Raw genomic sequence first — 26,197 nt, forward strand, 5'->3', positions numbered from 1 at the left:
GGACCACTACCTCCGGAATTCCGTGGCGTAGTCGGGCGCTCCCGTCCCGACCCGCAACTGATGACGTCCGCGACCTACCGTGCGCAACACACTGCTGAGCGTTTCCTCGAACTCGGCCAGCCTGGAGTCGACATAGTGATCGCACTCCTCACGTAACCGATCCGCTTCGGCATGCGCGGCGTCGATCACCTTGGCCGATTCGGCATGCGCGGCACGCACCACCTCGGTTTGCGCGACCATCCGTTCCTGCTCGGCAAGCCCTTCCGCGACGGAGCGCTCATAGGCGGCCTTACCCGCCTCGATCATCCGGTCCGCCTCGGCGCGAGCCCGGCCGGTCACCGCCTCGTATTCGGCGTTGCCGTCGGCTATCACCCGTTCGGCCTCCTCCTGCGCGGAGGTGACCAGACGATCAGCGTGCGCGCTCGCCTCGGCGACCATGCGGTCGGCATGGGCCTTGGCGTCGGCCAGCATGCGGTCGGCCTCATCGCGGGCCGTTCCGATGGCGCGCTCGGCCTGCTCATTGGCGCCACTCACCGTGATCTCGGCCGAGGTCCTGGCATCGGAAACGATCTTGTCCCGATGATCGAGCACATCCTGGGCATCGTCCAATTCACCAGGCAGGGCGTCCCGGACGTCATCGAGTAGTTCGAGCACATCGCCACGCGGAACGATGCAGCTACGGGTGGGTGGGATACCGCGGGCCTCTTCGACGATGGCGACCAGTTCGTCGAGCGCTTCGAATACGCGATACATGCTCACTACCCTCCTGCGGACTCACGGTGAGACTCCCCACCAACGCTCAGTCTGCCCCGCACTATGGCCCGCACCGAGCACTTTCCGGTGTGTCGCGCCGGTGTCTTGTATGCCACAACAATCAAGTGGAGATTAACTCTCCGCTTCATGTTACATTCGTCGGGAAGGTCGACCAAGCTCTGCGATATCGTCCGCGAATCCCGGGATCGCTGGCGGTGCAGCCGGAAAGCGGAAACAGCCGGAAGGCAGAAACAGCGGGCGGAATCGGCATCACCCGTCGGGTGTCGACAGGCTCCGGCGCGCAGCGATAGTTACGCATGCGCTACAAACGGAACTTGCCGAGAACCGACGGAGGAAACGATGACCACTGCCGTTGCCCCGGCCGACGGCTCGTGTTCGATCGGAAAAACGATGACTGTTCTGGAACTACCTCGGCCGAGGGGAGCGCGCTCCACCAGCCTCTTCGTGCCGTGGTACGGGCCTTATCCGGCACTACGCACCACACCGGTCGCGGATAAGCTGGCACAGCTGCCCCGGTATCTGCGCAGCGACCACGCCTCGGCCCAGCTGATCCGGTTCGCCCTCGTCGGTGGATCGAGCAACATCGCCTACGTACTGCTGTTCTTCGCCATGCACAGCATCGGACCACTGTCGGCCAATATCGTCGGTTCCCTCGTCAGCACCATGATCGCCAATGAGCTGCACCGTCAGCTCACCTTCCATGCCGCGGGCCGGATCGGCTGGTTCACCGCACAGTGGGAAGGTGGCGGACTGGCACTGGTCGGTCTCGGCATCACGACCGCGGCGCTGGCCGCCCTCGGGGTATGGGCCCCCGGCCTCGGCGATACCGCACAGGCGGTCGCGATCCTGGCCATCACCGCCGCGGTCGGGGGTATGCGCTTTCTGGCGTTACGCGGCCTGGTTTTCTGAACCTCCAGGCATTCGAAGCGCGGGCAGACGCGAGTTCAGCGTCGACGTTCGGCGAGCCGGTCGAGCATCCGTTTGTGCACGGAGGGCGGCAGCATATCGGTGACGTCGCCACCGAACGCGGCCACCTCTTTGACCAGGGAGCTGGATAGGAAGCTGAGCGAAGGATTGGTGGCGATGAAGAAGGTGTCCACTCCGGAGAGTTTCTTGTTCATCTGCGCCATCTGCAGCTCGTAGCCGAAGTCGCCCGCATCGCGCAAACCCTTGACGATAGCGGTGACGCCCTGCTCGCGGGCGAAGTCGACGAGCAGGCCATGCCATGACTCCACCCGGACATTGCCCAGGTGGGAAGTGGATTCGCGCAACATCTCGATGCGCTCCTCGACACTGAACATGCCCTGCTTGTTCTTGTTGATCAAGACGGTGATCACGACCTCGTCGAACTGGGCCGCCGCCCGAGTGAAGACGTCGAGATGTCCATAGGTCACCGGGTCGAAGGATCCCGGGCACAGCGCTCCTGCCATGAGCCGACGCTAGCACCGACCCCGGCAGTCCAGCAGCAGCGACCGGATAACGCCTATCCGTCCGGATCGAATTCGGCCAGCTCAATGCGCGTTTCGCCATATCGGCGCGAGGTGGAAGGGACAAAGCTTGCCGGCCACCTGATTTCGGGCGAACGCGCGGAGCGCTCGACAACGACCATGGCGCCGGGACGCAGCCAGCCACGCTCGGCCAGCGCACGCAGATCCGCCAGCACAGCGGCATCGTCCACCGCGTAGGGCGGGTCGGAGAAAACCATATCGAAGCCCGCGGCCGCCCCACCCGCTTGCAGCGCGTTCGCCACCGTAGCGACCCGCAGCTCGGCACCGGGCAGCCCGAGGTCGGCGATATTGCCACGCACTACCGCAGCCGCTTTACGGTCGGACTCGATGAGCAGAGCGTGCGCGGCACCGCGCGACAGTGCCTCCAGCCCGAGCGCACCGGAGCCCGCGTACAGATCGAGCACCCTGGCACCCGCGAAATCCAACCGGGCGGTCAAGGCGCTGAACAGCGCCTCCCGCACCCGATCCGACGTCGGCCTGGTACCAGCGGGCGGCACCCGCAGACGCCTGCCACCCGCTGTTCCCGCAACGATCCGGGTCATCGGGTGGCGCGCTCCCTGTGCTCCGGCACCGTCAGCTCGATCAGCAGATCGCCGCCCTCGACCTGCTGCAGCGAACCGATCGCGACCCTGCCGACGACGCCCGCGCGCGGTGCGGTGATCGCCGCCTCCATCTTCATCGCCTCGATGGTGCCGATGGTATCGCCCGCCACGACCTCATCACCTTCGGACACCGCGAGGGTCACCACGCCCGCGAACGGCGCGGCGATATGGCCCGCATTGGCTTTGTCGGCCTTCTCCGCGGCCGGAACCTCGCCCGCGATGGAACGATCACGCACCGCGATCGGGCGCAACTGCCCATTGATGATGCACATCACCGTGCGCATCCCGCGCTCGTCCGGCTCCGAAATGGCTTCCAGACCGATGAGCAGAGTGACCCCTTTCTCCAGCTGCACTCGGTGCTCCTCGCCACGACGCAGGCCGTAGAGGAACTGGTTGGTCGACAACCTGGAAGTATCGCCGTACTGCTCGCGGTGAGCGAGGAATTCAGCGGTCGGGCCGGGGAACAGTAACCGGTTCAGCGTCGCGCGGCGTTCCTCGGAGGTGCCTGCGAGCCCTGCCTCGTCCGCCGGAGTCAACGGCGTCTCCGGCTTCGCCACCGAACGGCCTGCCAATGCCTTGCTGCGGAACGGCTCGGGCCAGCCGCCCGCAGGAGTACCGAGCTCGCCACGCAGGAAACCGATCACCGAATCGGGTATGTCGTAGCGGCCGGGGTCGGCGGCGAAATCCTCGATGTCGACACCGGTACCGACCAGCGCGAGGGCCAGATCGCCGACGACCTTCGACGAGGGAGTGACCTTGACCAGACGGCCGAGCAACCGGTCTGCCGCGGCGTACTTCGCCTCGATCTCCTCGAACCGATCACCGAGGCCGAGCGCAATCGCCTGCTGCCGCAGGTTGGACAGCTGGCCACCGGGGATTTCGTGGGTATAGACCCGCCCGGTCGGTGCGGGCAGCCCGGATTCGAAGGGCGCGTATACCTTCCGCAGCGCTTCCCAGTACGGCTCCAGATCGCAGACGTTTCGCAGGCTCAGGCCGGTGTCGTACTCGCTGTGCGCCGCGGCCGCGACGATCGCCGACAGCGCGGGCTGGCTGGTGGTCCCGGCCATCGCGGCACTGGCGCCGTCCACCGCGTCCGCACCCGCCTGCCAGGCGGCCAGGTAGGTCGCCAGCTGACCGCCTGGAGTGTCGTGGGTATGCACATGCACCGGCAGGTCGAAGTTGTTTCGCAGCGCGGTGACCAGCTTGGTAGCGGCGGGTGCGCGCAACAGACCGGCCATGTCCTTGATGGCGAGCACATGCGCGCCCGCGTCGACGATCTGTTCGGCCAATTTCAGGTAGTAGTCGAGGGTGTAGAGCGATTCGTCCGGATCGGCAAGATCACCGGTATAACTCATCGCGACTTCCGCGACAGCCGTGCCGGTCTCGCGGACGGCGTCGATGGCAGGGCGCATCTGGTCGACGTTGTTGAGTGCGTCGAAGATGCGGAAGATATCGATACCGGTGCTGGTGGCTTCCCGCACGAACGCACGGGTCACCTGTTCCGGATAGGGTGTGTAACCCACCGTATTACGCCCGCGCAGCAGCATCTGCAGACAGATATTCGGCACCGCTTCACGCAGTGCGGCCAGCCGCTCCCACGGATCCTCGTACAGGAAGCGCAGCGCCACGTCATACGTGGCGCCGCCCCAGGCCTCGATGGACAACAGCTCCGGGGTCATCCGCGCCACGTGCCCGGCCACCTCCAGCAGACCGTTGGTCCGCACCCGGGTGGCCAGCAGCGACTGGTGCGCGTCCCGGAAGGTGGTATCGGTGACCCCGACCGCACGTTGCTCGCGCAACGCCCGCGCGAAACCCTCCGGCCCCAGCTGCAACAGCCGCTGCCGAGAACCGGGCGGCGGTGGCACGCTCAGATCGATCGGAGGCAACTTGTCGTGCGGATACACCGCGGTCGGCCGCTCCCCGTGCGGCTTGTTGACGGTGATATCGGCCAAGTAGTTGAGGATCTTGGTGCCCCGGTCGGCCGAACCACGCAGGGTGAGCAGCTGCGGACGCTCATCGATGAACGACGTGGTCAACCGGCCCGCCGCGAAGTCGGGATCATCGAGCACCGCGAGCAGGAACGGGATGTTGGTGGTCACGCCGCGGATGCGGAACTCCGCCAGCGCCCGGCTCGCCCGTGCGAGCGCCGCACCGAAATCACGACCGCGACAGGTGAGCTTGACCAGCATCGAATCGAAATAGGCACCGATCTCCGCGCCGAGGTTCGCCCCGCCGTCCAAACGGATGCCTGCACCACCCGGGGTGCGGTAGGCGGTGATCCTTCCGGTGTCCGGACGGAAGCCATTGGCCGGGTCCTCGGTGGTGATCCGGCACTGCAACGCGGCGCCGCGAATGGCGACCGACTCCTGGCTCAGGCCGAGCTGCTCCAGTGTTTCGCCCGCGGCGATGCGCAGCTGTGATTGCACCAGGTCCACATCGGTGATCTCTTCGGTCACCGTGTGCTCGACCTGGATGCGCGGGTTCATCTCGATGAAGACATGATTGCCGCGCTCATCGAGCAGGAATTCGACGGTGCCCGCACAGGAGTAACCGATCTGCCTGGCGAAGGCCACCGCGTCGGCGCAGATCCGGTCCCGCAACGCTGGGTCGAGATTCGGCGCGGGCGCGAGCTCGATCACCTTCTGGTGGCGGCGCTGCACCGAACAGTCCCGCTCGAACAGGTGCATCACATTGCCCTGCTGATCGGCCAGGATCTGCACCTCGATATGGCGTGGGTTCACCACCGCCTGTTCCAGGAACACGGTGGGGTCGCCGAAGGCCGATTCCGCCTCACGCGAGGCCGCCTCGATCGATTCGCGTAGCTGATCAGCCGCGGCCACCCGGCGCATACCACGCCCGCCACCGCCCGCCACCGCTTTGACGAAGATCGGGTACTCCAGCTCCCGCGAGGCGGCGATCAACTCGTCCGCATCCGCCGACGGAGCGCTGGAACGCAGCACCGGCAGACCCGCGGCCTCGGCTGCCGCGATGGCGCGCGCCTTATTACCCGCCAGTTCGAGCACCTCGGCGGACGGACCGACAAAGGTGATGCCCTCGCGTGCGCAGGCCGCCGCCAGTTCCGGATTCTCCGAGAGAAATCCGTACCCCGGGTAGATCGCGTCCGCCCCCGCGGACTTGGCTGCCTCGACGATCGCATCGATGGATAGATACGCCCGGACGGGATGTCCCGGCTCGCCGATCTGATACGACTCGTCCGCCTTCAGCCGGTGGACCGAATTGCGATCCTCGTGGGGGAACACGGCGACGGTCCCGATGCCGAGTTCATACGCCGCACGGAAGGCCCGGATAGCGATCTCGCCACGGTTGGCGACCAAGACTTTCGAGAACATTGCCCTAAGGTACCCGCCCTCGTACACCGCACAGCCCCGGAATCCAGGATCACAAGGTTCCGCACACCGCAACCGACGCAGAGGGGAAAACACGGTCACCGGACCGATACCTGATCGTCACGACCGCAGAACAGTTCACAGGTACGAGCCAGTGACACCGGGCGCCACGCGCGGCGCCCCCGCCGACCGGCGCGGCCAACTACCGCGGGATCGCTTACGACTGCAGGCACTGCGCAATATGCTCGCTGCCGCGACAGCCCTACGGCAGTCACCAATGGCCGCACGGTACACACCTCGGCCCGAACGATGTTCCGGTGTCCCTTCCTATCGCGAGAGAGCACCGGAACATCGCCGTTCTCAGCCTGTTTCCGGTTCCGGACGCGGCGGGTGCTGCCGCCGCGAGGTGTATCGGTCACACGGCTCCTCCCTCCGTGTGACCGGCAGAACCCGCGCGCGTGGCCGCATCCCCCGCCGCCACGCGGTATGACACCCGGGACAACGCTCCATCGACACCCCCTCCTCGCATGTCGTCAACGTCTCATGCTTTTCCTTACTCATCTACTTCGACGCGCGCATATCCGATTCGGTTCCCCGCGACGACAGCGAATTCCGCCCTGAATCCCGCGCAGGCCGGATCGTCCGGTTTCTCACTTGGGTACTCGAGCGTGTTGTATGCGCGAGCTCGGCTACCGGGTGCGGGCCAGTGCGCCGTCCTCAAAGACCGAAGGCGCGGTTGATGGCGGCCATATCGAAGTAGTCGCGCCATGTGGTGATAAGACCGTCGGCGACCTCGAAGAAGCCCATAACCGGAAGCGGCGTCGCCCCTCCCGCGGAGTGCAGTGTGTCGGTGCGTTCGTTCATGACCACGTTTCCGGACGAAACTTGATGGTGGATATCGAAATCGATGGAATCGAAAGTGGTCAGAAAGCCTGCGATGAAGTCGCGGATGGCATCGCGGCCGACGATGGGTTCCATCGGAATATTGTGATAAACGGCATCCGCGGCGAAGTACGCGCTGATCCGATCGGGATCAGGAGCAGACCAGCTTCGGCACATCGCACGCACGAGTTCGTCAGGGCTTGTCATTCGCTTGGCTCACTTTCTTGTCGCCGAAGAGCGGCTGGTGCACAGACCACCTCGATTCAACCAAGCGATTGCTCGGTATGGAAGTGATGGACGACTTCTCGCACCGCCACCGGCACCGGCACCGCCACCGGCACGCGCTGTCTTAAGCTCAGGAAGTGACCAGAGAAGAACCACTACGCTACCGACTGATCACCGGCGTCGACGACGCGCAATTCTGCGCCAGGATCAGCGATCTGCTGGCACAGGGCTATCGCCTGCACGGCTCGCCCGCGATCACCTTCAACGGTGCGAACGTGATCGCCGCGCAAGCGGTGATCCTGCCGGATCCGGAAGCACCTTCGCACCCTACGCAGCCCCGACCTACCGCCGAGTAGCTCGACAGAAGCACATTTCCACGGGAAATACCGTGCGATTTTGCGATGACTGCAAATAGTCGCCACTACCATCATGCGCGTGCGCAAGATGTATGCGGGCGCCCGACTTCGGCGATTACGCGAAGAGCGGAGACTGACCCAGGCAGCCCTGGCGAAATCGCTGGATCTGTCGCCCAGCTACCTCAATCAGCTCGAGCACGACCAGCGACCCATCACCATTCCGGTACTGCTGAAACTCAACTCCACCTTCGACCTCGACGTCCAATTCTTCGCCGCCGATTCGGACGCTCGCCTGGTGTCCGACCTGCACGAAGTGCTGGCCGATGCCGCAGGCGGACATACCGCGCCGCTGACCGAGGTGGAGGAGCTGGCGACCAGACAGCCGGAGATCGCCAAGATCATCGTGGCAATGCACCGCAGGTTACGCGCCACTACCGACCAGCTCGACCTGCTCTCGGCACGGGTATCCGCGCCTGCGGACACGCCGGGGATATCCCTTCCCTACGAAGATGTGCGCGATTTCTTCTACGACCATCACAACCACATCTCGCTGCTGGATATCGCCGCCGAGCAGCTGTTCGAGAACTCCGGGCTCAGTATCGGCTCACTCGATCGTCAGCTGGCACGCATCGCCGAAGAACGCGCCGGGGTGAAGGTGCTCGTCCGCGGTGACGGCGCGGACCCGACTGTCCCCAAACGGCATTACCAGCCGGAAAACCGCACCCTGACGCTGGCCAGACGCTTACGTCCCGGTCAGCGCGCCTTCCAGATCGCCACCACCCTCGCCTTCCTGCTGTACGGGACCGAACTGGACGCGGTACTGGCGGAAACCCCCTCACTCAGAGGCGAATCCCGCACCTTGGCCCGGATCGGGCTGGCCAAGTATTTCGCGGCCGCGCTGATGCTGCCTTATGGGCGATTTCTGCGATCGGCCGAGGAACTGCACTATGACATCGATCTACTCGGCCTACGTTTCGAAGTCGGCTTCGAAACGGTCTGTCACCGGCTCAGCACCCTGCAGCGGCAGGGACAGCGCGGCATACCTTTCTTCTTCGTCCGCACCGACCGGGCGGGCAATATCTCCAAACGCCAGTCCGCTACCGCATTCCACTTCTCTCGGGTGGGTGGCAGCTGCCCGCTGTGGGTGGTGCACGAGGCATTCACGCATCCCGGCCGGATCCTCACCCAAGTCGCCGAAATGCCCGATGGCCAGCGCTACCTGTGGATAGCCCGCACCACCGCGGCCACACCGCACGGATTCGGCGGCACGGCGAAGAACTTCGCGATCGGCCTCGGCTGCGATATCGAATACGCCGAACACCTGGTGTACTCGTCCGGGATACAACTGGATGATCCGGCCGCCACGGTACCGATCGGCGCGGGGTGCAAGGTATGTGAGCGCCCCGCGTGCACGCAGCGGGCGTTCCCGCATATCGGCAGCCCGCTGGCGATCACCGAACACACCACGACCGACCTGCCCTACCCACGTATCGTCCGCTGAGCGGCCTCGATCCCGTTGCGCTCCGGCCGGGCCCCCAACACCACAGCCCACCGAACAGGACGCTCGACAGCCGAATATCAGGACTTGGCCAGATACTCCAGCCGCTCGGAGTCCACAGCGGCATGCATCATCCCGGCCAAACCGGGGTGCCCGACCAAGCCGGGATCGGATTCCACCACAGCATGCGCGATTTCCTTGGCGGCGGTGATGACCTCGAGATCGTCGAGCAATGACAGCAGCCGCAGTGAACGCACTGTACCGGACTGAGCAGCACCGAGCACATCACCTTCTCGGCGAGTGCGCAGGTCGAGCACCGCCAGTTCGAAACCGTCGGTGGTAGCGGCCACCGCGTTCAACCGCGCCATCGCCGACCCCCCCGGCGCGGCATCGGTGATCAACAGACACAGACCCGGATGCTCGCCGCGGCCGATCCGGCCACGTAACTGATGCAACTGACTGACACCGAACCGGTCCGCGTCGACGATCACCATCACCGTGGCGTTCGGTACATCGACGCCGACCTCGACCACTGTGGTGCACACGAGAACATCCACCGATCCCTCGGTGAATTCCCGCATCACCTGGTCTTTTTCCTCGGCGGGCAATCTGCCGTGCAATAATCCGACCCGAACTCCGGACAGTGGCCCGCCGCGCAACATCTCGAACACCTCCAGCACCGCCTGGGTGGCGGGAGCGTCCTTGGCGCCGTTACCCGACTTCGCGCGACCGCCCCCCGATTTGCCCGTCCCCGCCTCGTCGTCGCCGATGCGCGAACACACCACATAGGCCTGGCGTCCGGCGGCGACTTCCTCCAGGATCCGCTCCCAGGCACGGTCGACCCAGTTCGGATGCTGCCTGCGCGGTACCACTTTCGATGTGATCGGTGAGCGCCCCTTCGGCAGTTCGGTCAATGTGGAGGTCTCCAGATCGCCGAGGGTGGTCATCGCGATGGTGCGTGGGATCGGGGTCGCGGTCATCACAAGCAAATGAGGGCTGAAACCGGCTTTTGCCTTGGCACGCAAGGAATCTCGCTGCTCCACACCGAATCGGTGCTGCTCGTCGACCACCACCATGCCGAGATCGAAGAATTCGATGTTGTCCTGAATGAGCGCATGGGTGCCGATCACGATGCCGGCCACACCGGTCACCGCATCCAGCAGTGCGGCCTTCTTCGCTCCTGCCGACATCGACCCGGTCACCAGCACCACACGGGTCGCGTTGGCACCGGCGCCGAGCTCACCCGCCGTCCCCAGCTCGCCGAGCATGCCACGCAACGACCGATAATGTTGCGCGGCAAGAACTTCTGTCGGCGCGAGCAGCACGCACTGCAGGCCGGCATCGATCACCTGCAACATGGCGTGCAAGGCGACGATGGTCTTACCCGAGCCCACCTCACCCTGCAGCAACCGATGCATCGGCTGCTCACGCGCCAGGTCGGCGGAGATCTCGCCGATCACCTGGCGTTGGCCCGCGGTGAGATCGAACGGCAGCCGGTGTTCGAAGGCGGCGGCGACACCATCCGGGTGCGGCGGGCAGGCCCGCGCGCTGCGGCCGGATATCTCGTGCCGCCGCTGCGCCAGCACCAATTGCAGCGCCAACGCCTCATCGAAACGCAACCGATCCTTGGCCCGGGAGATATCGGCCTTCTGCTCGGGCAGGTGGATCAAGCGCAGCGCATCGGAGACGTTCAGCAGTACGTGTTCCGCACGCACCTGCTCCGGCAACGGGTCTTCGATGGGATCGAGCTGGTCGAGTACTTGGCGCACACACGCGAGCACATCCCAGCTCTGCACTTTCGCGGTCGCCGGGTAGACCGGGATGAATTCCCGCTCCAGAAACGCCGTATCCACTCCACCCGAGTCTTTCGCGCTCTGCGCGAGACCACGTAGGTCTCCACCGCCACGCACCGTGGTCAGTGTGCCGACCGAATCGTCACTGCCCGACTCAGGCAGGATCAAGTAGCCGGGATGGCTGAGGTTCCATCGACCAGGACGCCAGTAGTTGACGGTTCCCGACATCATCGCCCGAAAACCTTCGCGGACAACGTATTTCACTTTGTCACCATTGAAGAATGTGACATCGACACCACGCCCGGTACCGGTGTCTAGCACCACTTTCAGCAGTGAACCGCGGCGATTGCGCATCGGCCGCAGTTCGGCCTTGGTGATGCGTCCGATAACCGTGATATGCGTACCGTCCTCCGGCGCTTCCTCGGTGAGCGGCTGCCCTTGCGTCGCATAGCGCAGCGGATAGTGCCGCAGCAGATCTTCGACAGTGTGCATATCGAACGCGTCCACCAGCGCGCCCGCCGCTTTCACGCCCAGAATGTGATCGAGCCGATCGCTCAGTACCGCCATGGTCTACTCCACTCCGATCTGCACCACATCGCCGTGCTGCCCACCGGAATACACGATCACCTCCACACCGGGAAAGCCGCGCTCGATATGCGCGGCGAGTTCGTCGCCGAGCTCTGCTCGCGCCGCCGCGCCCATCAGCAGGGTCACCAGCTCACCGCCGAAGGCGAGCAACCGATCGAGCAAGGTCTGCCCGGCCGCGCGTACATCGCGGTCGATGACCACCACGTCGTGGCCGACCAATCCGAGCCCATCGCCCGCTTCGCAGGTACCGACCATGGTGAGTGCGCGCTCGGCCGCGGTACGCAGCGACCCCCACCGCGTAGTCGCGGCGGCCTCGGACATGGTGAAGGCGTCATCGACCGCGATCCGCCCTCGGTCGTGCACAGCCAGCGCGGCCAGCCCTTGCACCATGGACGCACTGGGCAACAACAGCACATCACGATGCGCGTCACGGGCCGCGACGCCGATGGCGACCAGTTCGTGCGCAGGCAGCGCGCCATTGGGCAATACCAACACTTCACGGTTGGGCATCCGACGGATCGCGGCCAGCAATATCTCCGCGGTGACCGGCGGGTCGCCCGGAAGCACCACCGCGCCCGCATCCTCGAACAGCGCAGCGGCACCAGTACCGGCGACCACCGCGAGCACCCCCCGGTCTGCCGGAGCCGCTGGAGTCATCGCGGCAGCGCGGTTACCGGTCGTGTCCGCCGGCCCGGTCGCGGACGCTGCCCGCGATACCGGATTCTCGCCGCGGTGAGCAGGGGCACCGTGATGCGGCTCCGATACAACGTGCTCGATCCGGATCCGGCTCAATGCACCCGCTGTCATCCCGGCCTCAACCGCCGCGCCCGCGTCAGCGCAATGCACATGCGCCGACCAGGATCCACCACCATCTCCTACGACCACGACCGAATCGCCGATCTCGGTCAAGCGAGCACGCAACGCCGCCACAGCCCGCTCGTCGGCACCCGCGAGGAGATACATCACTTCGTACTGCGGCTCGGCGGCGCCTATCGGCGCGAATCGGCCGGTGGCAGGCGCGGGCCGGGAGTACCTCGGCCGGGACGGCGTCTCACCACTGGTCACCGCGACCAGGCTGTCCAGCACCACGAGCAGCCCACGGGCGCCCGCGTCGACGACACCGGCGTCATGTAACACACCGAGTTGGAAGGGCGTATCGCCGAGCGCTTTCGCCGCACCGTCCGCCGCCGCGCGCGCCACCTCGGCCAGCACGCGATCCGGGCTTGTCGCGGCGGCGGCGGACGCACAGTCCAATACCGTGAGTATGGTCCCTTCGACCGGCGTGCTCAGCGACTCGCGGACCAGCTGCGCCGCCCTCGCCAGCGCGATGCGCAGCGTCTCAGCCGTCAACGGCCCACCACGCACCGCTTCGGCGATACCACGTAATACCTGGGACAGGATGATCCCGGAATTACCGCGGGCGCCTGCTGTCGCGCCGCGCGCCAGCGCCGCGGCGACCGCACCGGACGCATCCCCGCCTTCGTCCACCGCTTCCGCCGTCTCGACCGCGGCGCGCATGGTAGCCAGCAGATTGGTCCCGGTATCCGCATCCGGGACGGGAAAGACATTGAGCGCGTTGATCTCCTCGCGACAGTGCGCCAAGCCCGAAACGCAGGCGCGGCCCCAGCACAGCAATGCCGCGCCGTCCATCGCTTCCCGCGTCACAGGCACCACCATCTCTCCCTTCCGCCACCCACGCACCAACCACCGCCAGGTTAGCGGGCGAGCCCGACAGGGAGCCGGTAGTACCGCATCGGCACGCTCAACCGCACCCAGGGATGCGGGCACCATGTCGGCGACCGGTTTGGTGGATCGGCGCCTGCCCAGCTACCCTTGCAGGGTTGCCTTGCGCGTCCGCTTACCGGTCCGCGCTGGTCGGCTTCAGTCGGCAGGGCACATCACGACATTGATCCGGGATTCGCCGCACCGCGAAGGTGGCGGTCCCTACCATGACATGAAGGAGTTCGCGACTATGGCTGCCGTCTGCGACGTCTGCGCCAAGGGCCCCGGCTTCGGGAAGTCGGTCTCGCACTCGCACCGGCGCACCAACCGTCGCTGGAACCCGAACATCCAGACGGTTCGCGCGCAGGTCGCGCCGGGTAACACCCGTCGCATGAACGTGTGCACTTCCTGCCTGAAGGCGGGCAAGGTCGTCCGCGGCTGATCCCACCGCCAGCCGGTCGATACCACCGGCGCATGCCCCGGAACCCCCATCGGGTGAGCCGGGGCATCGTCATGACTGTGGTCATTCGACTACGCTTGTGCAGCAATTACAGCGATCACGATGACCACGCACCCATGGCGCATCCTGGGAGCAGACGCCGAACACATACCCGGCCTCGCCGAGTGCCACATCGCCTCCTGGCGGGAAGCCTATCGAGATCTGGTGTCCGCGCATGTGCTGGATGCGCTCGATGTCGATCGCTGCGCCGAGCGGTGGGAGCGCAACCGGGTACGGTATCCGGATCGCACGCATATCGCGATCGTCGACGACACGGTGATCGGATTCGTCTCCGCGAGCCCGCCCGCTAGCGCACACCCGATAACCCCAGCCGAGCTGAACGCCCTCTATGTACGCTCCGCCTGGTATGGCAGTGGCGTCGCCGACGACCTCATCCACGCCGCGCTGGATCCGGCGCTCTCGTACGAACTATGGGTGTTCGAGCAGAACTCGCGCGCCGAGGCGTTCTACCGTAAGCACGGATTCGCACTCCTGGAGAGCATGCGCAGGATCGAACCGTTCACCTCCCTGATCGAGGTACGTATGGCACGCACACCAATGGTGCGCGCCGAAACCAAGGAGCGGAGCCATACGAAAGACCGGCCACGATCTCTACCACACCGGCCGGATAGATGACGACCGCCCGACGGTAACGCGCAGCTCGCTCTCGCTGCCGTCGAGCCGGACGCACCGTGTGGTACGAGCTCGCCTGGATCGGACTCACCCGGCCCGATATCACTCTCGGATCGAGAGCACGAATCTCTCCACTACATCGGTGAACGAGTCGTTGTCGTCACTGGCCGCGGTATGTGCGGCGCCACTGATCTCCACGAGCTGGGCGTGCGGCACCAGGCGCTGGAATTCCTCGGCCCCTTCATCGCTCACCACATCCGAGCGCATACCACGCACCAACAGCACCGGAATGCGCAGCGAGCGGGCCGCTTCTTCGGTCTGCTCGACTATCCCGGCGGGATTCTCCAGCCGATCGTGGAGGTCATCGACCAGATCCGGATCCCAATGCCAATACCACCGGCCGTCGCGCTCACGCAGATTGCGCAGCAAACCATCGGTGTTCTTCGGCCGGGGGCGATGTGGCAGATATTCGGCGACCGCGTCGGCCGCCTGTTCTAGCGTATCGAAACCATCCCGATGGTTGCTCAGAAAGTCGATTACCCGGCTGACCCCTTTCCGTTCGGGTCTTGGGACGATATCGACGAGCACCAAGGCGCTGATCAGCTTCCCCTCGGGTTCCGCGGTGGCGAGCAATCCGGTGATGCCACCCATGCTGGCGCCGACGATTACCGCGGGCGCGCCGAGCTGGTCCAGCACCAAGAGCAGATCCCGCACCATGGTCGAGCGCTGATAGTCGCGATCGGGCGCCCACTGACTGTCGCCGTGACCACGCGCATCCAGCGTGATCACCCGCATTCCCGCTGCGCCGAGCCGGGCTCCGGTCTGCTTCCACGAGTGCCGGTTCTGCCCACCACCGTGCAAGAAAACAACGAGCGGGCCATCGCTCGGTCCGAATTGATCGGCGGCCAGCTCGATATCACCCGCACCGCGCAGTCGAAGCCTCGTCGGTTCGAGAAGGTTATTCATATCACTCACGGTTCGTAGGATCGCACAACACTCGGTGTCGCTGACACGGGCCCGGCGGATGACAGATTCAGCAGGCGAGGTTACCCACGAAGAATAGGCACGAGATCTTGGCATTCACTGTCGCGGACAGGGTGGAGGAGCCGGTCGAGGTGTATTCCTCGGCGACCGGAGCCGTCGTGGTTTCGGCAGCGGGCTCCAGCCGCAGCGGCTCCGCCGCGGCGACGGCGACGCCACTGGTGAGCGCGGCGCAGAGGGCCAGAGTCATGGTGGTGCCACGCAATGCGCCGCGGGCAGTGGTGTTGTGCATGGGCATATTCCTCACTCGTTGTCTTTCATCGGTCACCGGCAGTCGAGCGCACGCAGACAACCGGCTCATGGCAGGAGCCAGTCAACCGGTTCTGCCCCTAGTTCGTCCAATAATCCGTTCACTCGGGAGAAGGGGCGGGAACCGAAGAACCCGCGGGAGGCGGACAATGGCGACGGATGCGCGGACTCGACGGTGGGGATCTCGGATTCGGCCAGCAGGGGCTTCAGTGTCGCCGCATCCCGCCCCCACAGTATCGCCACCAGTGGCTCATCCCTGGCGACCAGCGCGCGAATCGCCTGGTCGGTTACTACCTCCCAGCCCTCGCCCCGATGCGAGGCCGGCTTGCCCGGCGAAACGGTGAGTACTCGGTTCAGCAGCAGCACACCTTGGTCCGACCACGGGCTCAGATCACCGCACGATGGCGTCGGATGGCCCAGATCCTTACTGTATTCGGCGAAGATATTGGCCAGGCTGCGTGGTACCGGGGATACCTCGGGCGCCACGGAGAAACTCAGCCCCATCGGATGGCCTGGCGTCGGATACGGGTCCTGACCGACGATGAGCACACGCACCGCGTCGAATGGACGTTGGAAAGCGCGAAGAACGTTCTCACCGGAGGGCAGATAGCCACGGCCCGCCGCATTCTCGGCGCGCAGGAAATCGCCCATCGCGGCGATCCGATCCGACACCGGCTCCAGCGCCTTCGCCCATCCCGGATCCATGATTTCCGACAGTGGTTTCGCACCCATGACCGGACAACTTAGCAACCGGACAACTCAGCCCGGCGCACCGCCCGCTGCCGAATCCGTCCCTCGGAACGACTCCCAGCCACCGTCCCCTGCCTGTGCCACCCCGTCGACGGTAACCCCGTGGCCGGTCACAACCCGCCCGACCGCACGCCAACCGGCAGGCAACGGGCAGCCTGGCGCCAAAGTGCCGACGAAGGCATGGTCCTCACCGCCGGTCAGTACCCAGCGCATCGCATCGGCCGCCAGTACCGTCGCGACCCGCTCCAGCGCCGGATCACGCAGTGCCGCCGAGTCCAGATCCACAGCGACGCCGGAGGCCGCGGCGATATGCCCCAGATCCGCCAGCAACCCATCGGACACATCGGTCAGCGCACGCAGCCCGATCTCCGATGCGTGATGATGCGCCGAGAACTGCCGCAGCGCGTCCAATACCGTGCCATATGGTGGCTGCGGAACACGATGGGCGGCAAGTACTTCAGCGACCTCGGCTCCGGTCGTCCCTGCGATGAGGGCGTCGAGTCCAGCGGCCGACCAGCCGAGCCTGCCCGCGACCGCGACAATATCGCCCACGCACGCACCGGCTCTCGTAATCGGCGCGGCACCGCTCAGCGCACCGAAGGCGGTGACGGAGATAACCAGATCACGGCTGCGCACCAGGTCACCACCCGCGATGGACGCACCAGCCCTGACCGCCTCTGCCCACGCGCCGTCCATGAGGCCGTCGATCAGCTCTAGCGGCGTATCGGCAGGACAGCCGAGTGCCACGACGAACGCGGTCGGCGCGGCTCCCATGGCGACCACATCAGCGGCGTTCTGCGCGATCGCCTTGCGGCCGATATCCCCTGGACCGGACCAGTCCAACCGGAAATGCCTGCCCTGCACAAGCATGTCGGTGGTAACCACGAATCGGCCATCCGGTGCCGCGACCAGCGCCGCGTCGTCACCAGGGCCGAGCAATACCCCAGGCGCCTGCACCCGGCCCGCGTTGATCCGATCGATCAGCGCGAACTCCCCTAGTTCGCGCACTGTCCTCGGGCTTTTGCCTGCGCTGATGACCGATCCTCTCCGGCGCGCTGTGTGCTGGAATGTGCCCGACGGTACCCTTTCCTAGGACACCAGAGCACCACCGGTCCATTCCATCGCACTTTCGCGATGCCGACCGGTGCTGCGTGACCGGTATCGATGCGCGACCAGGAAGGACAGCTGACCATGGCGGCGGATCCATCGAACCACGATTCGGCGGAACGCGAAGCCGAGCAGCCGGATGCCCAGCCGGATGCCACGGAATCCGGGTCAGGCGCCGAAGGTTCGGCAACAAAAGACGATACGACCGAGAGCACCGGCTCCACCAGGGCAGAAGTTATGCCCGACAGCACCACGGATACCACCGCGAACTCGGCAGGAGATCCAGGCGAGGCACCAGAATCGGCCTCGACCCCTACCTACTCCCCTGCCCTCATCGCTACCGCGGTGGCTCTTCCCGTCGTTCTGATCGTCGGGGTGCTCGTGGCCGCGGTGCTGGCTCGCAACGCACCCACCGAACGCGAACCACTGGTTCTCGGTGCTTTTCCCGCCCCGGCCGCAGACAGCCCGGCATGCACGAACTTACTGCCCGCGCTACCCGCGGATCTGGGCGAGTTCACCGTATCCACGGTCGTCGAGCCCGCACCACCCGCCACCCGCGCATGGCAGCGCCCTGAGGGCGGCGAGGCTATCGTCCTGCGCTGCGGAGTAGACCGCCCGCTGGAGTTCAACCGCGCCTCACCCTTACAGATCGTGAACGGCGTCCAATGGTTCGAGATCCGCGATCAGGCTCTCGGGGCGAGCACCTGGTTCGCCGTCGACCGTGGCACCTACATCGCCCTGACCGTCCCCGACGGCTCTGGCCCGACCCCACTACAAGAGATCTCCGACACCATCACCGACACCCTGGCTGCCCAGCCGATCACCCCTGGACCGCTGCCCAACTGAGCAGGCCGCCCGCGAGTATCGAGAACCCGGCGCGGAAATCTAGCGCAGACCGGTGCCGCGGGCCAGCGCGGTGTCGATGAGAGTGGAAACCAGCTCGGCCTGGTCGATACCCGCGGCAGCCCACATCCGCGGGAACATGGAGATCGTGGTGAACCCTGGCATGGTGTTGATCTCGTTGATCACCGGCCCCTGCTCGGTGAGGAAGAAATCCACCCGCGCCAGCCCTTGACAATCGAGAGCTCCGAAGGCACGCACCGCCAGTTCTCGTACCTGGTCGGAGACCTCGTCGTCCACTTTGGCCGGGACATCGAATTCACAGACGTCGTCGAGGTATTTGGTGTCGAAATCGTAGAAATCGGGCTGCTCGGCAGCGTTCTCCGGCATCAGGATCTCCGCGATCACGCTCGCCGAGACCCGTCCGTCCGGGAATTCGAGTACTCCGCATTCCACTTCACGCCCGACGATGCCCGCCTCGACGATCACCTTCGGGTCGTGTGCGCGTGCCACGGCAATCGCCCCGTCCAGTGCGCTCCACTCGGTCACTTTGGTGATGCCGATCGATGATCCACCGCGGGCGGGCTTGACGAACACCGGAAGCCCCAAGCGTTGCCGGTCTTCCTCGGCAAGGGTCGCGGTGCCGGGGCGCAGCACTACCTGGGTACCGACCGGCAGTCCCTCCGCGGCGAGCAGTTTCTTGGTGAACTCTTTGTCCATACCCGCCGCGCTGGCCAGCACCCCCGACCCGACGTAAGGGATACCGGCGAGCTCCAGCATCCCCTGCACCGTGCCGTCCTCGCCGAAAGGTCCATGGAGCAGCGGGAACACTACGTCGACCGCGCCGAGGGCGGTAAGCGTATCCGCGCAGCCCGCATTGTCGAGCGCGATCAGCTCTCCCGCCCGGCTCGGGTCGGCGACCAGGGTCAGCGCCGTACCGGTGGCATCCACCGACGGCAGGGCACGCCCGTGAATACCCAGTGCGGCCGCATCCGAAGCGCCGAGCACCCAGCTGCCTTCGGTGGTGATGCCGATCGGCACACATTCGTATCGCCGCGGATCCAGATTGCGCAGCACACTACCGGCCGACACACAGGACACAGCGTGCTCATTGCTCCGCCCGCCGAACAGCACAGCCACCCTGATCCGGTTCGTCATGTCCTGAACGTACCCGCTTCGGCGCGCGAACCCACCGCTGCCCATTGTGCCCGGCGGGCCTCCCGCGCACACCGGACAGAGCAGACTCACTCCGGTTTGATCCGCCGCCCGAGCAAGTTGTCGACAGCTTTACGCACGGACAACCCTTCATGACAGACCTGATGCACCGCAGTCGTCAACGGCATCTCGACCCCGTTGCGCTCGGCCAGCGCGCGAATCGATGTGCAGGACTTCACACCCTCGGCCACCTGGCCATGAGTGGCCGACTGCGCGGCCTCCATCGACCCACCCGCGCCGAGGACATGACCGAAGGACCGGTTACGCGATAACGGTGAGGTGCAGGTGGCGACCAGATCACCGACCCCGGCCAGACCGGCCAGCGTCACCGGCTCCGCGCCGAGGACCACTCCGAGCCGGATGATCTCGGCCAGACCACGAGTGATCAGGCTGGCGATCGAATTGTCGCCCAAACCCATTCCCGAAGCGATGCCGCAGGCGAGCGCGATCACGTTCTTACACGCGCCACCGATCTCGCAGCCGACCACATCGACATTGGTGTACGGCCGGAAGTATCCGGTCGCGCTGGCGTGTTGCACCGCGACCGCGCGCTCGTTGTCGGAACAGGCGATCACGGTCGCCGCGGGCTGACCTACCGCGATCTCACGTGCCAGATTGGGCCCGGACAACACCGCTATCCGGCTCAGATCGGCACCGCTGACCTCTTCGATCACCTGACTCATCCGCAGCAACGTTCCGGTCTCGACCCCCTTCGCCAGGCTGAGCAGCGTGGCATCCGGACCGATCAGGCCCTTCCATTCCGCGAGGTTGCCCCGCAAGGACTGGGACGGTACCGCGAGCACCACGATATCGGCGCCATCCAGCGCCACAGCGGGATCGGCCGTGGCCGTGATCGGCGGCAGCGGAATATCCGACAGGTAATCCGGATTGCGATGTTCGGCGGTCAGTACCGCGGCCACTTCCGGCCGTCTGGCCCAGATGGTGACTTCGGTTCCCGCGTCCGCCAACACCTTCGCGAACGCGGTGCCCCACGATCCCGCGCCCAACACTGCCGCCCTCGTCATCAGCCCAATATGCCATGGAAGGATTGTTCGTATGCGCCCGCACGCCGTGCATGCCGTGATCGCGGTCAAGAGCCTCGATCGGGCCAAGAGCCGACTGGCCGACCACTTGCGCCCGGAACACCGGGCGCGACTGGTGCTGGCCATGCTCTCCGACACCGTGACCGCCACCGCGGCGGTCGGCGAGGTCGCGTCGGTCGCCGTGGTCACTCCCGACCCCACAGTCGCCGAGGCAGCTCGCGCGCTGGGTGCCGAGGTCTATCCGGAACCGCACGGCTATCCGGAACCGCGCGCGCAACACTCCAGCAGGCTCAACACCGCCCTGGCTGCCACCGCTACCGCATTACGCGGCGTCCACGGCCCGATCGACCTGCTCGCCCTACAAGCCGATCTGCCCGCACTACGACCGCACGAGTTATCGGACATGCTCGCATGCGCCCCCCGCGGTCTGCGGTCCATCGTGGCCGACCACGCGGGCAGCGGCACCGCGGCACTGGTGGTTCGCGACCCGATCGCCGCGCTGGAGCCACGCTTCGGCCCCGGCTCGGCCCGCAACCACATCGCCGCGGGTGCCATCGGTCTCGCGGGGAACTGGCCGGGGCTGCGTTTGGATGTCGATACTGCCGACGACCTGGATCGCGCGGTAATGCTCGGCACCGGCAACGCCACCCGTACCGTCCTGCGCGACATCGGTTGGTCAGGCCATGTTCACGAATACGTTCCGCCTGCGTGCTAGTCATTCGCTCCGATCGCGTACGCCACCGGCCTATCCTGTCTCCAGGCTGCACGCGGACATGTCGGTAAGGGATGATCGTTTATGTGAGCGAGATGGATACCGTCAAGCAGCAGCCATTGCTGCCAACACCACCCCCGGCGGCGACACCCCCGTCGCCCGACTCCTCGGCACCGCGGTTGCCCCATGATCGCTATCTCAATCGCGAATTGAGCTGGCTCGACTTCAACGCCCGCGTACTGGCCCTCGCCGAGGACGCTTCGCTTCCGCTGCTGGAGCGAGCCAAGTTTCTCGCGATCTTCGCGTCGAACCTCGACGAATTCTATATGGTGCGAGTGGCGGGCCTGAAACGGCGCGCCGAGACCGGTCTACTGGTGCGCTCGGCCGACGGCCGCTCCCCCAGTGAGCAACTGGAGTTGATCGCGGCACGCGCCCAGGAGATCGCCGTGCGGCATGCCCGGGTTTTCCTCGACAACGTGCTCCCCGCACTGACCGCCGAGGGCATAGCGATCATCGACTGGACCGATCTCGACGATGACGAACGCCTGCGGCTGTCCGGATACTTCCAGGATCAAGTGTTCCCGGTGCTCACTCCACTCGCGGTGGATCCAGCACATCCTTTCCCCTACATCAGCGGACTGAGTCTCAACCTCGCGGTGACGGTGAAGGATTTCTCCACCGGAGGAGAACATTTCGCCCGCGTCAAGGTACCCGACAACGTCGATCGGTTCGTCCGTATCCGCCGCACCGAATCCGGCTCCCCCATCGCCGCTTTCCTCCCGATGGAAGCACTCATCGCCGCGCATCTGGATCTGCTGTTCCCCGGAATGGAGGTGGTCGAGCACCACTCGTTCCGGATCACCCGCAACGCAGACTTCGAGGTCGACGAGGACCGCGACGAAGACCTGCTGCAAGCCTTGGAACGGGAACTGGCCCGACGCCGGTTCGGTTCGCCGGTGCGCTTGGAGGTCTCCGACGATATGACCGAGCACATGCTCGAGCTGCTGCTGCGCGAACTGGATGTCGATCCAGCGGACGTGATCCAGGTTCCTGGCCTGCTCGACCTGTCCTGTCTCTGGCAGGTGTACGGCGTGGACCGGCCGAATTTGAAGGACACCCCGTACGTCCCCGCGACACCGCCCGCATTCGGCGAAGGCGAGACGCCGCGCAATGTGTTCGCGGCGCTACGCGAGGGTGATGTGCTCGTGCACCATCCCTACGATTCGTTCTCCACCAGTGTGCAACGGTTCATCGAACAAGCCGCCGCTGACCCGCAGGTACTCGCGATCAAACAGACGCTGTATCGCACCTCCGGAGACTCCCCGATCGTCAACGCGCTCATCGATGCCGCCGAGGCGGGCAAACAGGTGGTCGCACTGGTCGAGCTCAAGGCGCGCTTCGACGAGCAGGCCAACATCAAGTGGGCGCGGGCGCTGGAACAGGCCGGGGTGCACGTGGTGTACGGCCTCATCGGCCTCAAGACCCACTGCAAGACCTGCTTGGTGGTACGGCGGGAGGGCTCGACTATTCGCCGCTACTGCCACATCGGAACGGGCAACTACAACCCGAAGACCGCGCGCCTGTACGAGGACGTGGGATTGCTCACCGCCGCACCCGAGATCGGTGCCGACCTCACCGACCTGTTCAATTCGCTGACCGGCTATTCGCGGAAGGAGAACTACCGCAATCTGCTCGTCGCCCCGCACAGCGTGCGCTCGGGCATCATCGAGCGCATCCAACGTGAAATCGAGCTGGCCGCCAAGGGGCACGATGCCCGAATACGGCTGAAGGCCAACGCGATCGTCGACGAACAGATCATCGACGCGCTGTACCGGGCCTCGCAAGCGGGTGTGCCGGTGCATATCGTGGTGCGCGGTATCTGCGGGCTGCGCCCCGGCGTACCCGGTATGAGCGAGAACATCGAGGTCCGCTCGATCCTCGGACGGTTCCTCGAGCACTCGCGTGTCCTGCACTTCCAGGCACAGGACGAGTATTGGATCGGCAGCGCCGACATGATGCACCGCAACCTCGACCGCAGGGTCGAGGTGATGGCCCAGGTGAAAGACGCACGGCTGACCGAGCGACTCGACGAAGTGTTCGACTCCGCGCTGTCGGCGACCACGCGCTGTTGGGCACTGCAACCGGATGGCACCTGGCTGGCCGCACCCGACCCAGCCGGGAACGGCGGCAAAATCAGAGACCACCAAGGGTTCCTGATGCGACTACGGAGGCCCGATCAGCAATGAAGGCCACGACAGCGGGAACTTCTGTCCAGGATCCCCGTGTCACCGCGAACATCCACGCCGCGGGGGCCGTACTGTGGCGAGCCTCCGCCAAGGGGGTGATCGAGATCGCCGTTGTACACCGACCCAAATACCAGGACTGGTCGCTACCGAAGGGCAAACTCGATCCCGGTGAGACCCCAGTACTCGCCGCAGTCCGCGAAGTCCGCGAGGAGACCGGGCTGGAGTGCCGACTCGGCCGCTACCTCGGTCATGTAACCTACCCGATTCCGGGCCATCGCAAGCTGAAACGCGTAGACTACTGGGCTGCCGAGGTAATGGACGGCGAATTCGCGGCCAACTCCGAGGTAGACGAACTCAGCTGGCATCCACTGGAACGGGTGATGGACGAGTTGTCGTACCCGATGGACCGGCAAGTGATACGCGCTTTCGCGCGTCTGCCCGCGAACACGAGCACGCTGCTGCTGGTACGGCACGCCAAAGCCGGCCGCAGGGATCGTTTCCATGGGCCGGACGAGCAACGGCCGCTCGATAGTGAAGGCGAAGCACAGGCTCAGGCGCTGGTATCCAATCTCCTCGCCTTCGGGGCTTCCGAGATCTACTCGGCGGATCCGCTACGGTGCGTGCACACGGTGACACCGCTGGCCGAGCACCTCGGGGCCGAGGTGGTCATCGAGCCGCTGTTCTCCGAAACCGGCTATGCCGCGGCCACGGACAGTGCTCGGGAACGCTTTCGAGAATTGGTGTCGGACAAGAATGTTCGGGTCGTCTGCAGCCAGGGAAAAGTGATCCCGGATCTGCTGGAATGGCTGGCCGAACGCGACGGCGTCACGCTACAGCCTGCCCGCAACCGCAAGGGCAGTGTGTGGGTGCTGTCGTTCGTCGAGCAGCGGTTGGTTGCCGCCGACCATTTGGACCGCTCATTGTCGATATACAACGCGAAATCCTGATACCGGGCAGGCCTCGCTACGCATCGGTCTCGGAGCATCCGGAGTGGACACGAGAAGAGGCGGCGAGGCCTGCTACCGCAGCGAGCGATAGCCAGGACAAGCCCCGGCCAAGCGAAAACGGCCCCGAGCGACTGTCGGGGCTCGTCTCGACGTTGAGGCGAACGGGCCCAATTCCAGGGCCGCGCATTCGGCGATGATCCGGCGGTGGCTCGAATTCAGCGGGCGCGACGGGCCGGGGCTTTCTTAGCTGTCTTCTTGGCCGCGGTCTTCTTCACCGCTGTCTTCTTGGCGGCGGACTTCGCGGCCGTCGCGGACTTCGCGGCTGTCTTCTTGGCCGGAGCCTTTTTCGCAGGTGCCTTCTTGGCCGCCGTCTTCTTCGCCGCGGCCGTCTTCCTTGCCGTGGTCTTGGCAGGAGCCTTGGCGGCGGCCTTGCGGGCCGTGGTCTTGGCAGGAGCCTTGGTCGGGGTCGCTTTCTTGGCTGCCTTCTTGGCTGCTGCCTTCTTCACCGCCGATTTCTTAGCGGCTACCGGCGCGTTCACCCCACGCTTGACGGCGGGGCCGGTCGCGGCCAGCTTCTGCTTACCCGCGATGACCGCCTTGAACTGGGCGCCGGGACGAAAAGCAGGCACCGAAGTGGGCTTTACCTTGACAGTTTCGCCGGTGCGCGGGTTCCTCGCCACCCGCGCGGCGCGCTTACGCTGTTCGAACACACCGAATCCGGTGATTGTGACGCTCTGACCCTTGTGTACCGCGCGCACAATGGTGTCGACCACGTGCTCAACCGCCGCGGTGGCCGTGCGCCTATCTGTACCCAACTTTTCGGTCAGAACGTCGATCAGTTCCGCCTTGTTCATTGAATCCTCCGCAGACTAATGGCCCGTCGTCGGACCGACTAGGTACCACGGTAAACCCACTTTGGGCAAGAGTCTATGTGCCACGCCAAAATTCATGTGGTGTAGCACACGTCCAGCTACCGATAGTCAGAGCGCCCAGCTAACTTCCAGGGAGATTACCTCCGCTAAATACGCGCAGGCAGCGTAGCGGGTTTCCATGCCGGCCTTGCGTTTTCGAACCGGGTGATGGCATCTTCCTGGCGCAGGGTGAGCCCGATGTCGTCCAATCCCTCGAGTAGACGCCACCGGGTGTAGTCATCAATATCGAACGGCAACACAACGGTTCCAGCCGCTACCGTGCGCGCTCGGAGGTCTACAACCAATTCCAAGCCGGGCTGTTCCTCGAGCAACTTCCAGAGCATTTCGACATCGTTCTGTGACATCTGCGCGGCCACCAGACCACCCTTACCCGCATTGCCGCGGAAGATGTCGGCGAACCGGGACGAGATAACCACTCGAAAGCCATAGTCCATCAGCGCCCAGACGGCATGCTCACGCGAGGATCCGGTACCGAAATCCGGACCGGCCACCAGGACACTACCCCTGTTGTAGGGCTCGATGTTCAGAATGAATCCGGAATCCGTTCGCCATGCGGCGAACAACCCGTCCTCGAAACCCGTACGAGTGACCCGCTTCAAGTAGACGGCGGGGATGATCTGATCGGTATCCACATCGGAACGGCGCAGTGGCACCCCGATGCCCTTGTGTACATCGAAAGCTTCCATAA

At 65.3% G+C, this 26,197-nt stretch carries 24 protein-coding genes; 9 read left to right on the forward strand and 15 right to left on the reverse strand.

Translation table 11 applies throughout. From position 1 onward, the window contains the following. Window positions 1-6: 6 nt before the first annotated feature. Entirely contained in the window at window positions 7-753 is a 747-nt protein-coding gene (locus ACL02S_RS13165) for a DivIVA domain-containing protein (protein ID WP_412802800.1), read from the reverse strand. A gap of 411 nt (window positions 754-1,164) precedes the next feature. Between ACL02S_RS13165 and ACL02S_RS13170 the strand changes: the two genes are divergently transcribed. Next, complete coding sequence (locus ACL02S_RS13170; RefSeq protein WP_412802801.1) at window positions 1,165-1,683, forward strand: GtrA family protein; 519 nt, start codon at window positions 1,165-1,167, stop codon at window positions 1,681-1,683. 35 nt (window positions 1,684-1,718) lie between these two features. Here ACL02S_RS13170 and coaD read toward each other — a convergent pair whose 3' ends face one another. The 4 genes from coaD to ACL02S_RS13190 all read right to left on the reverse strand — a co-directional run bounded on the left by coaD (window position 1,719) and on the right by ACL02S_RS13190 (window position 7,320). Then, a complete protein-coding gene (coaD, locus tag ACL02S_RS13175; RefSeq protein WP_412802653.1) occupies window positions 1,719-2,204 on the reverse strand; it encodes a pantetheine-phosphate adenylyltransferase in 486 nt (161 codons plus the stop codon). Window positions 2,205-2,257: 53 nt separating this feature from the next. After that, window positions 2,258-2,824 (reverse strand): 16S rRNA (guanine(966)-N(2))-methyltransferase RsmD, encoded by a 567-nt coding sequence (gene rsmD, locus ACL02S_RS13180; RefSeq protein WP_412802654.1) that lies wholly within the window; start codon window positions 2,822-2,824, stop codon window positions 2,258-2,260. Beyond that, window positions 2,821-6,234: a pyruvate carboxylase gene (locus ACL02S_RS13185; protein WP_412802655.1), complete on the reverse strand. Its 3,414-nt coding sequence runs from the start codon at window positions 6,232-6,234 to the stop codon at window positions 2,821-2,823. The genes rsmD and ACL02S_RS13185 overlap by 4 nt, the downstream gene beginning before the upstream one ends. 714 nt (window positions 6,235-6,948) lie before the next feature. Then, window positions 6,949-7,320 carry a nuclear transport factor 2 family protein gene (locus tag ACL02S_RS13190; protein ID WP_412802656.1) on the reverse strand — a complete coding sequence of 124 codons (372 nt, stop codon included), beginning with the start codon at window positions 7,318-7,320 and terminating at the stop codon, window positions 6,949-6,951. 155 nt (window positions 7,321-7,475) lie between these two features. Here ACL02S_RS13190 and ACL02S_RS13195 point away from each other — a divergent pair, with 155 nt between their 5' ends. Continuing rightward, the gene (locus tag ACL02S_RS13195; protein ID WP_412802657.1) at window positions 7,476-7,694 is read left to right on the forward strand and encodes a DUF1737 domain-containing protein; all 219 of its coding nucleotides are present in this window, start codon (window positions 7,476-7,478) and stop codon (window positions 7,692-7,694) included. Between the two features lie 73 nt (window positions 7,695-7,767). Next, complete coding sequence (locus ACL02S_RS13200) at window positions 7,768-9,195, forward strand: short-chain fatty acyl-CoA regulator family protein (RefSeq protein WP_412802658.1); 1,428 nt, start codon at window positions 7,768-7,770, stop codon at window positions 9,193-9,195. A gap of 77 nt (window positions 9,196-9,272) precedes the next feature. Here the strand turns inward: ACL02S_RS13200 and recG are convergent, their stop codons facing one another. Both recG and ACL02S_RS13210 read right to left on the reverse strand, forming a co-directional pair. After that, window positions 9,273-11,552 (reverse strand): ATP-dependent DNA helicase RecG, encoded by a 2,280-nt coding sequence (gene recG, locus ACL02S_RS13205; protein ID WP_412802659.1) that lies wholly within the window; start codon window positions 11,550-11,552, stop codon window positions 9,273-9,275. Window positions 11,553-11,555: 3 nt separating this feature from the next. After that, the gene (locus tag ACL02S_RS13210; protein ID WP_412802660.1) at window positions 11,556-13,250 is read right to left on the reverse strand and encodes a DAK2 domain-containing protein; all 1,695 of its coding nucleotides are present in this window, start codon (window positions 13,248-13,250) and stop codon (window positions 11,556-11,558) included. Between the two features lie 295 nt (window positions 13,251-13,545). Here ACL02S_RS13210 and rpmB point away from each other — a divergent pair, with 295 nt between their 5' ends. Next, on the forward strand, window positions 13,546-13,737 hold the full coding sequence (gene rpmB, locus ACL02S_RS13215) for a 50S ribosomal protein L28 (protein WP_011210730.1): 192 nt from the start codon (window positions 13,546-13,548) through the stop codon (window positions 13,735-13,737). Window positions 13,738-13,857: 120 nt separating this feature from the next. Then, window positions 13,858-14,430: a GNAT family N-acetyltransferase gene (locus ACL02S_RS13220; RefSeq protein ID WP_412802661.1), complete on the forward strand. Its 573-nt coding sequence runs from the start codon at window positions 13,858-13,860 to the stop codon at window positions 14,428-14,430. A gap of 99 nt (window positions 14,431-14,529) precedes the next feature. Here ACL02S_RS13220 and ACL02S_RS13225 read toward each other — a convergent pair whose 3' ends face one another. The 4 genes from ACL02S_RS13225 to ACL02S_RS13240 form a co-directional block, all read right to left on the reverse strand. Beyond that, on the reverse strand, window positions 14,530-15,393 hold the full coding sequence (locus ACL02S_RS13225; RefSeq protein WP_412802802.1) for an alpha/beta fold hydrolase: 864 nt from the start codon (window positions 15,391-15,393) through the stop codon (window positions 14,530-14,532). A 67-nt stretch (window positions 15,394-15,460) separates the two neighbouring features. Continuing rightward, on the reverse strand, window positions 15,461-15,700 hold the full coding sequence (locus ACL02S_RS13230) for a hypothetical protein (RefSeq protein WP_412802662.1): 240 nt from the start codon (window positions 15,698-15,700) through the stop codon (window positions 15,461-15,463). 65 nt (window positions 15,701-15,765) lie between these two features. After that, window positions 15,766-16,449: a uracil-DNA glycosylase gene (locus ACL02S_RS13235; protein WP_412802663.1), complete on the reverse strand. Its 684-nt coding sequence runs from the start codon at window positions 16,447-16,449 to the stop codon at window positions 15,766-15,768. 27 nt (window positions 16,450-16,476) lie between these two features. Continuing rightward, on the reverse strand, window positions 16,477-17,502 hold the full coding sequence (locus ACL02S_RS13240) for a thiamine-phosphate kinase (protein WP_412802803.1): 1,026 nt from the start codon (window positions 17,500-17,502) through the stop codon (window positions 16,477-16,479). Between the two features lie 129 nt (window positions 17,503-17,631). On the opposite strand from ACL02S_RS13240, the gene ACL02S_RS13245 reads away from it, so the two are divergent. Continuing rightward, window positions 17,632-18,420: a DUF3515 domain-containing protein gene (locus ACL02S_RS13245; RefSeq protein WP_412802664.1), complete on the forward strand. Its 789-nt coding sequence runs from the start codon at window positions 17,632-17,634 to the stop codon at window positions 18,418-18,420. A gap of 39 nt (window positions 18,421-18,459) precedes the next feature. Here ACL02S_RS13245 and ACL02S_RS13250 read toward each other — a convergent pair whose 3' ends face one another. Together ACL02S_RS13250 and ACL02S_RS13255 are read right to left on the reverse strand one after the other, a co-directional pair. Next, window positions 18,460-19,572 (reverse strand): D-alanine--D-alanine ligase family protein, encoded by a 1,113-nt coding sequence (locus ACL02S_RS13250; protein ID WP_412802665.1) that lies wholly within the window; start codon window positions 19,570-19,572, stop codon window positions 18,460-18,462. 86 nt (window positions 19,573-19,658) lie between these two features. After that, window positions 19,659-20,654 (reverse strand): NAD(P)H-dependent glycerol-3-phosphate dehydrogenase, encoded by a 996-nt coding sequence (locus tag ACL02S_RS13255; RefSeq protein WP_412802666.1) that lies wholly within the window; start codon window positions 20,652-20,654, stop codon window positions 19,659-19,661. A gap of 31 nt (window positions 20,655-20,685) precedes the next feature. Here ACL02S_RS13255 and cofC point away from each other — a divergent pair, with 31 nt between their 5' ends. The 3 genes from cofC to ACL02S_RS13270 all read left to right on the forward strand — a co-directional run bounded on the left by cofC (window position 20,686) and on the right by ACL02S_RS13270 (window position 24,577). Then, window positions 20,686-21,387, forward strand: a complete 702-nt coding sequence (cofC, locus tag ACL02S_RS13260; RefSeq protein ID WP_412802667.1) for a 2-phospho-L-lactate guanylyltransferase — start codon at window positions 20,686-20,688, stop codon at window positions 21,385-21,387. 92 nt (window positions 21,388-21,479) lie between these two features. Further along, window positions 21,480-23,630, forward strand: coding sequence for an RNA degradosome polyphosphate kinase (locus ACL02S_RS13265; protein WP_412802804.1), 2,151 nt, complete (start codon window positions 21,480-21,482; stop codon window positions 23,628-23,630). Beyond that, on the forward strand, window positions 23,627-24,577 hold the full coding sequence (locus ACL02S_RS13270) for an NUDIX hydrolase (protein ID WP_412802668.1): 951 nt from the start codon (window positions 23,627-23,629) through the stop codon (window positions 24,575-24,577). Before ACL02S_RS13265 ends, ACL02S_RS13270 begins: the two co-directional genes overlap by 4 nt. Window positions 24,578-24,792: 215 nt before the next feature. Here the strand turns inward: ACL02S_RS13270 and ACL02S_RS13275 are convergent, their stop codons facing one another. Both ACL02S_RS13275 and leuD read right to left on the reverse strand, forming a co-directional pair. Then, on the reverse strand, window positions 24,793-25,431 hold the full coding sequence (locus tag ACL02S_RS13275) for an HU family DNA-binding protein (protein WP_412802669.1): 639 nt from the start codon (window positions 25,429-25,431) through the stop codon (window positions 24,793-24,795). A 164-nt stretch (window positions 25,432-25,595) separates the two neighbouring features. After that, a complete protein-coding gene (gene leuD, locus ACL02S_RS13280) occupies window positions 25,596-26,195 on the reverse strand; it encodes a 3-isopropylmalate dehydratase small subunit (RefSeq protein WP_412802670.1) in 600 nt (199 codons plus the stop codon). Between the last annotated feature and the right edge of the window lie 2 nt (window positions 26,196-26,197).

The organism is Nocardia spongicola (assembly GCF_047200775.1).
GTDB lineage: Bacteria > Actinomycetota > Actinomycetes > Mycobacteriales > Mycobacteriaceae > Nocardia.

Coding starts and splice junctions, on each gene's coding strand:
- ACL02S_RS13230 (WP_412802662.1), bottom strand. CDS start 15,700: ATGCACAACACCACTGCCCGCGGCGCATTGCGTGGCACCACCATGACT.
- ACL02S_RS13270 (WP_412802668.1), top strand. CDS start 23,627: ATGAAGGCCACGACAGCGGGAACTTCTGTCCAGGATCCCCGTGTCACC.
- ACL02S_RS13250 (WP_412802665.1), bottom strand. CDS start 19,572: ATGACGAACCGGATCAGGGTGGCTGTGCTGTTCGGCGGGCGGAGCAAT.
- ACL02S_RS13170 (WP_412802801.1), top strand. CDS start 1,165: ATGACTGTTCTGGAACTACCTCGGCCGAGGGGAGCGCGCTCCACCAGC.
- ACL02S_RS13190 (WP_412802656.1), bottom strand. CDS start 7,320: ATGACAAGCCCTGACGAACTCGTGCGTGCGATGTGCCGAAGCTGGTCT.
- ACL02S_RS13275 (WP_412802669.1), bottom strand. CDS start 25,431: ATGAACAAGGCGGAACTGATCGACGTTCTGACCGAAAAGTTGGGTACA.
- ACL02S_RS13255 (WP_412802666.1), bottom strand. CDS start 20,654: ATGACGAGGGCGGCAGTGTTGGGCGCGGGATCGTGGGGCACCGCGTTC.
- ACL02S_RS13220 (WP_412802661.1), top strand. CDS start 13,858: ATGACCACGCACCCATGGCGCATCCTGGGAGCAGACGCCGAACACATA.
- recG (WP_412802659.1), bottom strand. CDS start 11,552: ATGGCGGTACTGAGCGATCGGCTCGATCACATTCTGGGCGTGAAAGCG.
- leuD (WP_412802670.1), bottom strand. CDS start 26,195: ATGGAAGCTTTCGATGTACACAAGGGCATCGGGGTGCCACTGCGCCGT.
- ACL02S_RS13210 (WP_412802660.1), bottom strand. CDS start 13,250: ATGGTGGTGCCTGTGACGCGGGAAGCGATGGACGGCGCGGCATTGCTG.
- rpmB (WP_011210730.1), top strand. CDS start 13,546: ATGGCTGCCGTCTGCGACGTCTGCGCCAAGGGCCCCGGCTTCGGGAAG.
- ACL02S_RS13185 (WP_412802655.1), bottom strand. CDS start 6,234: ATGTTCTCGAAAGTCTTGGTCGCCAACCGTGGCGAGATCGCTATCCGG.
- ACL02S_RS13200 (WP_412802658.1), top strand. CDS start 7,768: ATGCGCGTGCGCAAGATGTATGCGGGCGCCCGACTTCGGCGATTACGC.
- ACL02S_RS13265 (WP_412802804.1), top strand. CDS start 21,480: ATGGATACCGTCAAGCAGCAGCCATTGCTGCCAACACCACCCCCGGCG.
- rsmD (WP_412802654.1), bottom strand. CDS start 2,824: ATGACCCGGATCGTTGCGGGAACAGCGGGTGGCAGGCGTCTGCGGGTG.
- ACL02S_RS13245 (WP_412802664.1), top strand. CDS start 17,632: ATGCGCGACCAGGAAGGACAGCTGACCATGGCGGCGGATCCATCGAAC.
- ACL02S_RS13235 (WP_412802663.1), bottom strand. CDS start 16,449: ATGGGTGCGAAACCACTGTCGGAAATCATGGATCCGGGATGGGCGAAG.
- ACL02S_RS13165 (WP_412802800.1), bottom strand. CDS start 753: ATGTATCGCGTATTCGAAGCGCTCGACGAACTGGTCGCCATCGTCGAA.
- coaD (WP_412802653.1), bottom strand. CDS start 2,204: ATGGCAGGAGCGCTGTGCCCGGGATCCTTCGACCCGGTGACCTATGGA.
- ACL02S_RS13225 (WP_412802802.1), bottom strand. CDS start 15,393: ATGAATAACCTTCTCGAACCGACGAGGCTTCGACTGCGCGGTGCGGGT.
- cofC (WP_412802667.1), top strand. CDS start 20,686: ATGCGCCCGCACGCCGTGCATGCCGTGATCGCGGTCAAGAGCCTCGAT.